This is a genomic window from Pseudomonas sp. MS19 (assembly GCF_013277615.1).
GTDB classification, from domain to species: domain Bacteria; phylum Pseudomonadota; class Gammaproteobacteria; order Pseudomonadales; family Pseudomonadaceae; genus Aquipseudomonas; species Aquipseudomonas marincola.
On record NZ_VBTO01000008.1, the window covers coordinates 306,674 to 319,312 of the forward strand.

Here is a 12,639-nt window from a genome sequence, read left to right on the forward strand (position 1 = left end):
GCTCCTGAGTAATAAGGCGAGCATCCATTGGCGCTGAAAGCAGGCAGTTTGGCCAGCACGCGCACGAGCAAAGTCTTACCCTAGACCATAAGTTGCTCACAGAACAATCAAATCGGGCGACGAGTGGTATTATCGTCCAAGCCCCCACGTAGAGGCCTGATGCGCTAAATCGCGGTTTGCGCGGTGAGTGGCTTTTTGCGTTTAAGGTTGTTGCTCGGGAGTCTTTCTGGTATAAAGCAGCGCTCTTTTCTAGGGGCCCGGTTGTTGCGCTTTCAGGTGTGGCCGGTAAGACCCTCGAGAAACGCGGCGCTTTGCGCCAATGACATTGAATTTAAGCGGCCAACCCATGCCGGGTTGGGCATGTGGTTTTAGAGGGCTGAGGCATGTCGAGAGTCTGTCAAGTTACCGGTAAGGGTCCGGTAACCGGGAACAACGTTTCCCACGCACACAACAAAACCCGTCGTCGTTTCCTGCCAAACCTGCAGCATCACCGCTTCTGGGTTGAGTCTGAGAATCGCTTCGTACGTCTGCGCGTATCTGCCAAAGGCATGCGTTGCATCGACAAGCGTGGCATTGATGTTGTGCTGTCCGAGCTTCGTGCTCGTGGCGAAAAGGTTTAAGGAGCTAAATCATGCGTGAATTGATCCGTTTGGTGTCGAGCGCCGGTACTGGCCACTTCTACACCACCGACAAGAACAAACGCACCACTCCGGACAAAATCGAAATTAAAAAATTCGATCCGGTTGTGCGCAAGCACGTGATCTACAAGGAAGGCAAGATCAAGTAATTGATCAAGCATCCTTGCTGAGAGAGCCCGCTTTTTAGCGGGCTTTTTCTTGCCTGCAATTTAGTGTTTGACCCTTATGCGCATCATTCAGGCACAAAAAACCCGCCACAAGGACGGGTAAGGGTGTTGCGTGAATCGTGCGAGTATCAGTTTGAGGCTTGCTCGAAGATCACGTAGACCTTGCGACATGCCTCCAGCACTTCCCAAGTGCCGTTGAAGCCGGCTGGGATGACAAAACGGTCGCCAGCTCTGACAGTCTTGGCGTTGCCGTCCTGGTCACGCAGAACGGATACACCCTGCAGAATTTCGCAGTATTCAAATTCGGTGTAGCTGACATTCCATTGGCCGACAGCGCCTTCCCAAATGCCAGCATTGAACTGGCCGCACGGGCTGCCGTAATGATTGATAACGCTTTGCGCCGGATCGCCCTTGAGGACTTTCTCGGGGGCTGGGCGGTAGTGCTCGGCTTTGCTAGGGGAGTTGGCGAAGTCGACGATCTGCTGAATGTTCATTTTATTGTCTCTATCTGGCGTTTAGTTTGTCAGGCACAAAGGCAGATTTGGCTGAAGATTTGGCGCAGTCTATGTTTAATAAAACGAACATGACAAGCCGCTAAGGGCATAAAGTGTCAAATATATTGAAATTTAGCGTTGCTCTGGTTTAGTGTTGCTCACAGGATTGTGAGGCTCTGCGCCACGACAAAAAATTGCAGGTGTGCGGTGATAAATCCGGCACACTTTCTACAGCCATAGAGGATATTCGCATGACTAGTTTGACTCGCGCCGACTGGGAACAGCGCGCCAAGACGTTGAAAATTGAAACCCGAGCGTTTGTACACGGTGAATACTGCTCGGCTGAGTCGGGTGAGACGTTCGAATGCCTCAGCCCGGTCGACGGTCGTTTGTTGGGCCATGTCGCCAGCTGTGATTTGGCCGATGCCGAACGCGCTGTGCGTGACGCCCGCGCTACTTTCAACTCGGGTGTCTGGTCGCGCATGGCGCCGGCCAAGCGCAAGCAGATCATGATCCGCTTTGGCGACTTGATCGCTGAGCATGCTGAAGAACTGGCGCTGCTCGAAACCCTCGATATGGGTAAGCCGATCAGCGACTCGCTGAACATCGACATGGCTGCTGCTGCCAACTCCATTCGTTGGAACGGCGAGGCCATCGACAAGGTATACGACGAAGTAGCGGCCACCGAGCACGATCAGCTGGGTCTGGTTACTCGCGAGCCAATCGGTGTGGTTGCTGCGATCGTGCCGTGGAACTTCCCACTGCTGATGAGCTGCTGGAAGCTCGGCCCGGCACTGGCCACCGGTAACTCGATTATCCTCAAGCCTTCAGAAAAATCCCCGCTGACCGGCATTCGTGTTGCCCAGTTGGCGATTGAAGCCGGTATCCCGGCTGGCGTATTTAACGTGCTGCCAGGTTTCGGCCACACTGTGGGCAAGGCTCTGGCCCTGCACATGGACGTCGACACGCTGGTATTCACAGGTTCGACCAAGATCGCCAAGCAGCTGATGGTTTATGCAGGCGAATCGAACATGAAGCGCGTTTGGCTGGAAGCAGGCGGCAAGAGCCCGAACATCGTTTTCGCTGACGCGCCTGATCTGCAAGCGGCTGCTGCTTCGGCTGCCGGCGCAATTGCGTTCAACCAGGGCGAAGTGTGCACCGCCGGTTCGCGTCTGTTGGTTGAGCGTTCGATCAAAGACAAATTCGTTCCGATGGTGGTTGAAGCGATCAAAGGCTGGAAGGCCGGCAACCCGCTCGACCCGGAAACCAATGTGGGTGCACTGGTTGATACCCAGCAGATGAATAACGTACTGCGTTACATCGAGGCGGGTCACAAAGATGGCGCCACGTTGGTTGCGGGCGGCAAGCGTGTGATGGAAGAGACTGGTGGCACTTACGTTGAGCCGACCATTTTCGACGGCGTGAACAACGCCATGACCATCGCTCAGGAAGAGATCTTCGGCCCGGTGCTGTCGGTTATCGCCTTTGATGATGCGGAAGAGGCCATTGCTATCGCCAACGACACCATTTATGGTCTGGCTGCTGCGGTCTGGACCAGCAACCTGTCCAAGGCTCACCAGACTGCCAAAGCGCTGCGCGCCGGTAGCGTCTGGGTAAACCAGTACGATGGCGGCGACATGACCGCACCGTTTGGTGGTTTCAAGCAGTCGGGTAATGGTCGCGACAAGTCGTTGCACGCGTTCGACAAGTACACCGAACTGAAATCGACCTGGATCAAGCTTTGATCCACAGCAGGGCTTAATCGCCTTGTAGCAGTATCAGGTCCGCCCCGCTATCGGGGCCGGCTCTTATGAGCCAAACCTGCGGCCGGGTTTCCCGGGGGATTTATCCCTCTGGAGGCTCGGCCGTTTTGCTTTGTAGGCCTTACAACAGAAGGAATCTGGACATGCGTTGGGGTACCTATTTCGCCGTTTCCATGGCGGTCATCAGTATTGGTCTGGCATTGGGTGTGACCATGCCGCTGGTATCGTTGCGCCTGGAAAGCTGGGGATATGGCTCGTTCGCAATCGGCGTGATGGCCGCAACACCCGCCGTTGGCGTACTGCTTGGCGCCTCGCTGGCCGGCAAACTGGCGGGCCGTTTTGGCACGCGTGCGTTGATGCAGATGTGTCTTTTGGTCGGCGCCGTGTCCGTATCAACGCTGGCATTGGTGCAGAACTATGCGGTGTGGGTGGTGTTGCGCCTGCTGTTGGGCGTGGCGCTGACCATGGTGTTCATTCTGGGTGAGAGCTGGATCAATCAGCTGTCGATCGAGAAATGGCGCGGTCGGCTGGTGGCGTTGTACGGCACCGGCTACGCCCTGAGCCAGCTGTGTGGGCCGTTGTTGCTGACGGCGTTGGGCACTGAAGGTGATCACGCATTCTGGACCGGTACTTGTCTGTTGATTGGCGGCTCGCTGTTGCTGCTTGGCCGCACAGGTGCGCCCAAGGTCGGCGGGCATAGCGTCTCGCTCAAGGGATTGGTGGTGTTCTGCCGCAAGCTCCCGGCCATTGCCTGGGCGGTGGCGTTATTCGCCTCGTTTGAAGCGATGATGCTGACGCTGTTGCCCATTTACGGCCTGCGTCAGGGTTTCACACAAGACGTTGCGTTGTTCATGGTCAGCGTGGTGGTTGTCGGGGATGCGGTGCTGCAACTGCCGATCGGCTGGCTGGCGGACGTGATGTCGCGGCGCAACCTGTTCCGCGGGTGTGGTGTGGTGCTGATGCTGTCGAGCCTGAGTATTCCGCTGGCCTTGCACTCGTCTGTTATCTGGCCTGTTCTGGTGTTGTTCGGCGCCAGTGCCGGTGGCTTGTTTACCTTGTCGCTTATTCAGATTGGCGAGCGTTACCGTGACGATGAGCTGGTGCGCGCCAACGCTCACGTGTCGCAGTTGTGGGGTATTGGTTGTCTGGTCGGGCCACTGGCAACGGGGGCTGCCAGCCAGTGGGTGAGCGGTCACGCATTGCCGTTGCTGATGGCGCTGGGAGCGGCTGGTTTCGTGGTACTTGCCTGGCGCCGGGATGAACTGCCGCAGACGGTATCGGCCACCTAATCGATTCAGCCAGTTTCGTTGAGCAGTCTGGCGACGGTTTCACCGACAATCCGCACTGCGTTTTCAATTTCGTCAGTGGCTTTACTGGCGTAATTGATGCGCAGGCAATTGCGGTACTTGCCGGCCGCAGAAAAGATGCTGCCCGGCGCTATCTGGATCTTGTGCTCAAGCAGCGCCTGATTCAGGTACACGCTATCGAAGCCTGTCGGCAGCTCAACCCACAGCATAAAGCTGCCCAGTGGACGACTGACCCGGGTCTCGCTGGGGAAGTAGCGGCTGACCCAATCGATCATCTGGTCACGGCTTTGCGCATACTGGCTACGCATGCGCCGCAGGTGCGGCTCGTAATGGCCAGCGGCAAGAAACTCGGCAAGTGCCAGTTGCGGCAGTTGGGCGGTGCTGCCGGTGCCCATGTATTTCATGTGCAGCACCTGCTCCTGATAGCGGCCAGGTGCAATCCAACCAACTCGCAGGCCTGGCGCCAGGGTTTTCGAGAAAGAGCTGCAGAGCAGCACGCGGCCGTCACGGTCGTAGGACTTAATGGTGCGTGGACGCGGGTAGCTAAACGCCAGTTCGCCGTATACGTCATCCTCGATAATCGCCACGTCGTAGCGTTGGGCGAGGTCGAGCAGGGCGCGCTTATTCGCATCGGGCATGATGTAGCCCAGCGGGTTATTGCAATTCGGGGTCAGTTGTATGGCCTTGATCGGCCATTGCTCCAGCGCCATCTTCAATGCGTCGAGGTTGATCCCGGTGATGGGGTCGGTCGGCAATTCCAGTGCCTTCATGCCGAAGCCCTTGAGCGCTTGCATGACCCCATGAAAACTCGGTGAGTCGACCGCAACAATATCGCCGGGCTGACAAATGGCGCGGATAGCTGCCGAGAGCGCCTCATGGCAGCCCGTGGTCACAACGATTTCCTCGAAGGGAATCTGGCAGCCGGAGTCGATCATTAACCGCGAGATTTGCTGACGCAGGCTCTGCTCGCCACGGATACAGCCGTAAGTCAGCACGCTGGCGTCTTGGCGCCGGCTCAAGCGCGACAGCGAGCGCAGCAGCGGTTTCAGGGTGGGCGCAGTGATGTCCGGGCGGCCCCGGCCGAGTTGCAACAGGCCGCTATGTTCTGGGCTATGGCTGATTTGATCCAGTACCTGGTCCCATTGTGAGACTTCGACCGGTCGCAGTGCCGGTCGGCCCACTTGGGGCAGGGCAGGGACTTTGCGCTGCGGTGAAACAAAGTAGCCCGATTTGGGTTTGGGTGTTGCCATGCCCTGATCTTCAAGGTGGCGGTAAGCCTGTTGCACGGTGCTCAAGCTGACGCCGTGCTCGATGCTGAGGGCGCGCACGGAAGGCAGGCGATCCCCTGGCCGATACAGACCTTGCTCGATTCTGGAGCTGATCAGCGTTGCGAGGTCGATATAAAGCGTCATGCGCGCGTCTCTCGGTGCTGGCCGTTTGTTCGGCGATGAACCAGTACAGTTGTCGCTGAAAAGTGTGATTCAGAAGGCTAATTGGCAAATCTGTATGGATTTAATAATCATTTTTTGAATCTGTCATGCTTTTTCCGCAAAGCCCATGATGATTGCTCGAATGGGCTAATTGCCGGGAGAAGGAGATGAACGGATTAAGTGATGTAAGGCTGTCGTTGGCCGCGCAGGAGTTACAGCACAGTGCTCAGACGACGCTGGCTGGCCGTGTTGAATACGGGCCGCAGATGTCGCGCTGGACCCTGATGCTGCGCCGCTTGAGCACACGGCGACAGTTGCTCAAACTGACCGACCAGCAACTGAAGGACATCGGCCTGACCCGACAGCAAGCGAATCGCGAGGCGTCGCTGCCGTTCTGGAAATTATGAAATTTAGTCAGACCGCTGGCGTCTCGGTTACGCTGCCAGCCAACGGATAGGAGTCGATCATGGATATCGCAATTTTAACTTTTGAAGGCTTCAACGAGCTCGATTCATTCATCGCTGCCGGTATCCTCAACCGCCTCAAGGGTTCGGGCTGGAATGTGCAGATCACCTCTCCAGCGGCCACGGTGACCTCAATGAATGGCGTGCGCATCGAAGCCCAGCAACCGTTGGAGTTCGCCAATAGCGCCGATGTGGTGCTGTTCGGCAGCGGTATCCTGACGCGCGATATCGCGCAAGACCGCTCGATTCTGGATCGGTTACAACTGGACTCGTCGCGGCAACTGATTGGCGCCCAGTGCTCGGGCACTTTGCTGTTGTCGGTATTGGGCTTGCTCGATGGCGTGCCCGCGTGTACCGATTTGCTGAGCAAGCCGTGGGTGGTCGAGTCTGGGGTTGAGGTGTTACAGCAGGCGTTTTTTGCCAAGGGCAATGTCGCCACGGCAGGCGGCTGCATGGCTTCGCAATATCTGGCGACGTGGGTGATTGCCAAACTGGCGGGTACTGCGGCGGCCGAGACGGCAATCCATTACGTGGCGCCGGTGGGCGAGAAGGAATCCAGTGTGGCGCACAGTCTTTCGGTGGTCACGCCCTACATCTGAAGCCTTAACCGGCGCATGCAACAACAACTGCATGCGCCGTTTTGCAAGGTTACAGAACCTCTTTCATGCGGTGCCAGAGCATGCCCATCGCCAGAAGTGGCGAGCGCAGGTATTTGCCGCCTGGGAAGGTGATGTGCGGCACTTTGGCGAACAGGTCGAAGCCGTTACTGGCCTGACCGGCAATCGCCTCGCCCAGCAACTTGCCAGCGAGGTGCGTGGCATTCACGCCGTGGCCGGAGTAGGCCTGGGCGTAGAACACATTGTTTTGGCCTTTGAGGCGACCAATTTGCGGCAGGCGGTTTGCGCCAATGCCGATCATGCCGCCCCACTGATATTCCACCTTGGTGTCTTTCAGATGCGGAAACACTTCCAGCATCTTTGGCCGCATATAGCCGGCGATGTCCGCAGGATCGCGACCGGAGTAGTGGCAAGCACCGCCAAATAGCAGGCGGCGATCCGCAGACAGGCGATAGTAATCCAGCGCGACACGCTGATCACACAGGGCCATATTCTGCGGAATAATCGCTTTCGCCTGCTCTTCGCTCAGGGGCTCGGTGGCGATGATGTAGCTACCCGCCGGCAGCACTTTACCGCCGAGATTGGTATTCAGCTCGCCAAGGTAGGCGTTGCAGGCCAGCACCAGATTGTTTGCCAGTACCACGCCGCTGGCGGTGTGCACCTTGACCTGTGAGCCGTACTCAATGCGGGTAACTGCGCTGTCTTCGAACAGCTGGACGCCCAGCGACTCGGCTGCAGCGGCCTCGCCAAGCGCCAGATTCAGTGGATGCAAGTGGCCTGAGCCCATGTCGATCAAGCCGCCAACATAGCGGTCGGAGCCCACCACTTCACGCATCTGGTTGGGTTGCAGCAGGCGCAATTCGTGCTGGTAGCCGAGGCTTTTCAGCTCTTCGGCGTCTTCGGCAAAGCCTGCGAGGTCGCGAGGTTTATTGGCCAGGTCGCAATAACCCCAGGTCAGATCACAGGCGATGTTGAATTGCTCAACACGCTTGCGCACGATATCCACAGCCTCGATGCCCATGAGCTTGAAGTCGCGAACGCCTTCCTCGCCGACTACCGATTTGAACTGGTCAACGTCATGGCCAACGCCACGAATCAACTGTCCGCCGTTGCGACCGCTGGCTCCCCAGCCCATTTTGTGGGCTTCTAGAACCACCACGGACAAGCCTTTCTGGGCCAGCTCGATCGCTGTGTTAAGCCCCGAAAAGCCCCCACCAACAATGCACACATCAGCGCGCAGCTCACCTCCCAATGGTGCATAGGCCACGCTGCGGTTAGCGCTGGCGGCATAGTAGGAGGCGGCGTGCTGATTGCTGTGAACCGGTTGGTGAACGCGGGCGTTCATGTGTTAAATCCTGTTTATTGTGTTTGGAAAATTTTACGAAGCATAAGCATGGTTGCAGCTGATCGCCAAGCATAAATCCAAAAAAGTGGCTGAGCGTCGCATAAATCTCGTTGCGCTTCGGCACAGGTTAAACTGTGTAAACCTGTTAAGGATGCTGCTTATGAGTTGTACCAGCCGGAAAATTGATTACCTGCGTCGGCAGATTCCCAGCTTTGCCTGTATCCCGGGTTGTCACGACTGTTGTGGGCCGGTCACAGCATCCTCCGAAGAGATGTCGCGGCTGCCGCACAAGAGCGATGCCGAGCATGAGGCGGCGCTGGAAGAGTTGAACTGCGTGCATCTGGGGCCGAACGGTTGTCAGGTGTATGACCAGCGTCCACTTATTTGTCGCCTGTTCGGCACCACGCCGAATCTGCCGTGCCCGCATGGCCGTGGCCCCGAAGTGCCGATTGAGCCGGAGTTTGAGGCGCAGGTGCACAAGTTGATTGCGACTACCCGGCAGGTTTTGGTTTAGCGCACATGTGCAGCTGCCTGCGGCTCACACGAACAAGGGCTGAATCTGCTCGATCACACGTTTAGCCCGTGCAGACAGCGGCCATTCAGCGCGGTGTATCAGCCATAAGGTGTCGATAACGCCTCGCTCGCTCTGAATCACCTGCACACGCTCAGACTGGCCGAAGGCGATGCGCGCAAAGCGCGGTATCACCGTGAAGCCCAGACCACGCGCTACTGACTCCAGAATCAACGAGATTTGATTGGTGTAGCCGCGTGTCGGCAGGTTGCGAATACCCGGCGCTCCGGGAAACGTACGGCTTAACAATCTGCTGGCCATTGCTTGTCCGTCGGGGTGATCAATAAAGCCCAGACGCTCAAGATCCTGCCAGCTGTTCACCGCTGCGGCGCTCGGCGCGACCAGTTCCAGCGGTTCTTCGCAAAAGCGGCTGACCTTGAGCCGTGGGTCGTCCGGTCTCAGGGTCGTCAAACCCAGCTCAAAACGGTTTTCCAGCACGCTGGACAAGACCTCGCTGTCCGGGGCGAAGCGATGACGAATGTTCAGCCCGGGATGAGCCTGCTGTAACTCCAGCAGGTGTGGATAAATTGCCAGGCCGATGCTGCCGGGGCTTATCAGGCTGATCTCGCCGTGGTCGCTCTCAGCCTCAGACAAGCGCAACTGCAAGCGCTGATCCGCCGCGCCAACCTCTGCACAGTATTCCAGTAATGCATGGCCCGCCGGGGTCAGCTCCAGTGCGCGCGGACGCCGGATTAACAACTGGCCCAGGCGCTCTTCGAGTTTTTGCACATGTTGGCTGACGGCCGCTTGGGTGAGGTCGAGCCGTTCGGCGGTGCGGGTGAAATTACCTTGCTCCGCTAGAGTTGCAAAGGTGCGCAGCCACTGTGGATTTATCATAACGAATACTTATGCTCTCGATAACAGTTGCCTTATTTTTATTATGGCTATGGCTGCATAGACTGGCTACTCATTAATCACCCCGAGGTAATGACCATGTCCACTGTCTACCCAAGAAGCTTTTCCCATATCGGCTTGTCGGTGACCGACCTCGACGCGGCGGTCAAGTTCTACACAGAGGTCATGGGTTGGTACCTGATCATGCCGCCAACCACCATTGTCGAGGATGACACGGCCATTGGCGCCATGTGCACCGACGTATTTGGCGAGGGCTGGGGCTCGACGCGCATCGCGCACCTCTCCACAGGCGACCGCATCGGTGTGGAGATCTTCGAATTCTCCAATGCCGAGAAGCCACAGAACAACTTTGAATACTGGAAAACCGGGGTCTTTCACTTCTGCGTACAAGACCCGGATGTAGAAGGTCTGGCGGCCAAAATTGTTGCTGCCGGTGGTAAGCAGCGGATGCCGGTGCGCGAGTACTTCCCGGGCGAGAAGCCATATCGCATGGTCTACATGGAAGATCCGTTCGGCATCATCCTTGAGATCTATAGCCACAGCTATGAGCTGACTTACTCCGCAGGCGCCTATCAGTAATGCGCTGAACGTTTGATTGCAGCGAATGGCCGCGTTCACCGGCCATTCGCTGAGTCGCGTTCTGTTGCTCCGGCTGTCACGTCTGGCTGCCGGGTGTGTTGTCAGCCGACGTGGCTGCTCATGGCGGGCCTATTCCGGAACCGGCAGAGACAAGCTCTCTTTAACCTCTTCCATGACGATATAGCTTTTGGATTCGCGTACGTGGGGCAGTTTGAGCAGGATGTCGCCAAGCAGTTTTCGGTACGAGGCCATCTCGTTGATGCGCGCTTTTACCAGGTAGTCAAAATCCCCCGAAACCAGGTGACATTCCAACACGTGCGGCAGTTTCAGCACCGCGCGGCGGAACTCTTCGAAGGTGTCGCCTGACTTGTAGTCGAGGCTGATCTCAACAAATACCAGCAGGCTGGCCTTGAGGTTCTGCGGGTTCAGCCGGGCGTGGTAGCCCATGATGATGCCTTCGCGTTCCAGGCGCCGCACCCGCTCGGTACACGGCGTAGTAGACAGCCCCACGCGTTCGCCCAGTTCAGTGAAAGAGATGCGCCCGTCTTCCTGAAGGATTCGCAGGATGTTGCGGTCGATCTTGTCCAGTTCGCGGCGGCTCTGATGTTGGGTGCGCATGGGCGATGCCCCTCCGTAGAAGTGTGTTTTGCCGATAATTCTCGCCAAATATAGCTTTATATATAGTGAATAACACTGCTCATTGCTCAATATACTGCGCGCATCAACGCTCTAAATAAAAAATGCCAGTGCATAGTCGCGGCAAGGAGAAAACGATGCGGGTCTTGGTGCTTGGTAGCGGTGTAATCGGAACGGTCAGTGCTTACTATCTGGCCCGTCAGGGTTTTGAAGTGACAGTGGTTGACCGTCAGCCGGCACCCGCTATGGAGACGAGCTTCGCCAACGCCGGCCAGGTTTCTCCAGGCTATGCATCGCCTTGGGCTGCACCGGGCGTGCCGCTTAAAGCCATCAAATGGTTGCTGCAAAAGCATGCTCCTTTGGCCATCAAGGCCACATCCGACCCGGATCAGTACCTGTGGATGGCGCAAATGCTGCGCAACTGCACCGCCAGCCGTTATGCGGTGAACAAAGAGCGCATGGTGCGCCTCTCCGAATATAGCCGTGACTGCCTCGATGAGCTGCGTGCCGAGACCGGTATCAGCTACGAAGGCCGCAAGTTGGGCACAACTCAACTGTTCCGCACGCAGGCGCAGGTCGATAATGCTGCCAAGGATATCGCCGTACTCAAGCAGTCGGGCGTGCCTTATGAGCTTCTGGACCGTGCCGGCATTGCCCGGGTTGAGCCGGCACTGGCCAGCGTGACCGACAAGCTGGCAGGTGCACTGCGTTTGCCGAATGACCAGACTGGCGACTGCCAGATGTTCACCCGTAAGTTGGCTGATATGGCCCGCGCCATGGGTGTTGAATTCCGCTTCGGCGAGAACATCGAGCGCCTCGATCACGCAGGCGATCGCATCAACGGCGTGTGGATCAACGGCAAACTGGAAACCGCTGACCGCTATGTATTGGCGCTCGGCAGCTTCAGCCCGCAATTGCTCAAGCCGCTGGGCATTCGTGCACCGGTTTATCCGCTCAAGGGATATTCGCTGACTGTGCCAATCACCAACGGTGACATGGCGCCGACTTCGACCATCCTTGATGAAACCTACAAGGTTGCAATCACCCGTTTCGACCAGCGCATCCGCGTTGGCGGTATGGCTGAAATTGCCGGTTTCGACATGAGCCTCAATCCGCGTCGCCGCGAGACGCTGGAAATGATCGTTGGCGATCTCTACCCGCAAGGTGGCGATGTCAGCCAGGCCGAATTCTGGACCGGGCTGCGTCCGGCGACCCCGGATGGCACGCCAATCGTCGGTGCAACCCGTTACAGCAACCTGTTCCTGAACACCGGTCACGGTACGCTGGGTTGGACCATGGCCTGTGGTTCCGGGCGTTTCCTGGCCGATCTGATGGCGAAAAAGCGTCCGCAGATCAGCAGTGAAGGTCTGGATATTTCCCGTTACAGCAAGAACAAGGAGAGCTCTGCTCATGGCAGTCCAGCGCCTGCGCACTGAGTCGCGCTACAGCGAAATCGTCATCCATAACGGCACGGTCTATCTGGCCGGCCAATTGGCCGACGACTTCAGCGGCGATATCGTCGCGCAAACCGAACAAACCCTGGCCAACATCGATTTGATGCTGGCTGAGGCGGGCACCGATAAGAGCCAGATCCTCTCGGTGACCATCTACCTGAAAGACATGGAGCGTGATTACGCCGGCCTCAATCAGGTCTGGGATGCTTGGGTCCGTCCCGGCACCGCACCTGCCCGCGCGGCAGTCGAAGCGCGGATGTACAAGCCCGACGTACTGGTCGAAATGACCGTAGTGGCTGCACTCAATAACTAGTCCCAT

At 57.4% G+C, this 12,639-nt stretch carries 15 protein-coding genes; 10 read left to right on the top strand and 5 right to left on the bottom strand.

The genetic code is table 11. The features are described 5' to 3' along the window. Positions 1-383: 383 nt before the first annotated feature. Both rpmB and rpmG read left to right on the top strand, forming a co-directional pair. Positions 384-620 (top strand): 50S ribosomal protein L28, encoded by a 237-nt coding sequence (gene rpmB / locus FEZ62_RS08600; protein ID WP_010489195.1) that lies wholly within the window; start codon positions 384-386, stop codon positions 618-620. An 11-nt stretch (positions 621-631) separates the two neighbouring features. Continuing rightward, entirely contained in the window at positions 632-787 is a 156-nt protein-coding gene (gene rpmG, locus FEZ62_RS08605) for a 50S ribosomal protein L33 (RefSeq protein ID WP_002551515.1), read from the top strand. A 146-nt stretch (positions 788-933) separates the two neighbouring features. Here the strand turns inward: rpmG and FEZ62_RS08610 are convergent, their stop codons facing one another. Beyond that, positions 934-1,299, bottom strand: coding sequence for a cupin domain-containing protein (locus FEZ62_RS08610; protein ID WP_172927403.1), 366 nt, complete (start codon positions 1,297-1,299; stop codon positions 934-936). Between the two features lie 251 nt (positions 1,300-1,550). Between FEZ62_RS08610 and FEZ62_RS08615 the strand changes: the two genes are divergently transcribed. Next, positions 1,551-3,044: an aldehyde dehydrogenase gene (locus FEZ62_RS08615; protein ID WP_090509960.1), complete on the top strand. Its 1,494-nt coding sequence runs from the start codon at positions 1,551-1,553 to the stop codon at positions 3,042-3,044. A gap of 161 nt (positions 3,045-3,205) precedes the next feature. Further along, positions 3,206-4,351 (top strand): MFS transporter, encoded by a 1,146-nt coding sequence (locus FEZ62_RS08620; RefSeq protein WP_090509962.1) that lies wholly within the window; start codon positions 3,206-3,208, stop codon positions 4,349-4,351. A 5-nt stretch (positions 4,352-4,356) separates the two neighbouring features. Here FEZ62_RS08620 and FEZ62_RS08625 read toward each other — a convergent pair whose 3' ends face one another. Beyond that, positions 4,357-5,781: a PLP-dependent aminotransferase family protein gene (locus FEZ62_RS08625; protein ID WP_150547899.1), complete on the bottom strand. Its 1,425-nt coding sequence runs from the start codon at positions 5,779-5,781 to the stop codon at positions 4,357-4,359. 185 nt (positions 5,782-5,966) lie between these two features. Here FEZ62_RS08625 and FEZ62_RS08630 point away from each other — a divergent pair, with 185 nt between their 5' ends. Next, positions 5,967-6,206: a DUF1127 domain-containing protein gene (locus FEZ62_RS08630; protein ID WP_172927404.1), complete on the top strand. Its 240-nt coding sequence runs from the start codon at positions 5,967-5,969 to the stop codon at positions 6,204-6,206. 59 nt (positions 6,207-6,265) lie between these two features. Beyond that, complete coding sequence (locus FEZ62_RS08635; RefSeq protein ID WP_172927405.1) at positions 6,266-6,862, top strand: DJ-1/PfpI family protein; 597 nt, start codon at positions 6,266-6,268, stop codon at positions 6,860-6,862. A 49-nt stretch (positions 6,863-6,911) separates the two neighbouring features. Here FEZ62_RS08635 and FEZ62_RS08640 read toward each other — a convergent pair whose 3' ends face one another. Continuing rightward, positions 6,912-8,225 (bottom strand): FAD-binding oxidoreductase, encoded by a 1,314-nt coding sequence (locus tag FEZ62_RS08640; protein WP_069898513.1) that lies wholly within the window; start codon positions 8,223-8,225, stop codon positions 6,912-6,914. 160 nt (positions 8,226-8,385) lie between these two features. Here FEZ62_RS08640 and FEZ62_RS08645 point away from each other — a divergent pair, with 160 nt between their 5' ends. Further along, the gene (locus tag FEZ62_RS08645) at positions 8,386-8,739 is read left to right on the top strand and encodes a YkgJ family cysteine cluster protein (RefSeq protein ID WP_069898512.1); all 354 of its coding nucleotides are present in this window, start codon (positions 8,386-8,388) and stop codon (positions 8,737-8,739) included. 24 nt (positions 8,740-8,763) lie between these two features. On the opposite strand, the gene FEZ62_RS08650 is transcribed toward FEZ62_RS08645, so the two are convergent. Beyond that, positions 8,764-9,633 carry a LysR family transcriptional regulator gene (locus tag FEZ62_RS08650; protein WP_150547895.1) on the bottom strand — a complete coding sequence of 290 codons (870 nt, stop codon included), beginning with the start codon at positions 9,631-9,633 and terminating at the stop codon, positions 8,764-8,766. 96 nt (positions 9,634-9,729) lie between these two features. Here FEZ62_RS08650 and FEZ62_RS08655 point away from each other — a divergent pair, with 96 nt between their 5' ends. After that, entirely contained in the window at positions 9,730-10,230 is a 501-nt protein-coding gene (locus FEZ62_RS08655; protein ID WP_172927406.1) for a lactoylglutathione lyase family protein, read from the top strand. A gap of 129 nt (positions 10,231-10,359) precedes the next feature. Here FEZ62_RS08655 and dadR read toward each other — a convergent pair whose 3' ends face one another. Then, positions 10,360-10,848 carry a transcriptional regulator DadR gene (gene dadR / locus FEZ62_RS08660; protein ID WP_025163949.1) on the bottom strand — a complete coding sequence of 163 codons (489 nt, stop codon included), beginning with the start codon at positions 10,846-10,848 and terminating at the stop codon, positions 10,360-10,362. 155 nt (positions 10,849-11,003) lie between these two features. Between dadR and dadA the strand changes: the two genes are divergently transcribed. Together dadA and FEZ62_RS08670 are read left to right on the top strand one after the other, a co-directional pair. Next, positions 11,004-12,302, top strand: coding sequence for a D-amino acid dehydrogenase (gene dadA / locus FEZ62_RS08665; protein WP_069898510.1), 1,299 nt, complete (start codon positions 11,004-11,006; stop codon positions 12,300-12,302). Beyond that, on the top strand, positions 12,277-12,633 hold the full coding sequence (locus FEZ62_RS08670) for a RidA family protein (RefSeq protein ID WP_069898509.1): 357 nt from the start codon (positions 12,277-12,279) through the stop codon (positions 12,631-12,633). Before dadA ends, FEZ62_RS08670 begins: the two co-directional genes overlap by 26 nt. Positions 12,634-12,639: the final 6 nt, after the last annotated feature.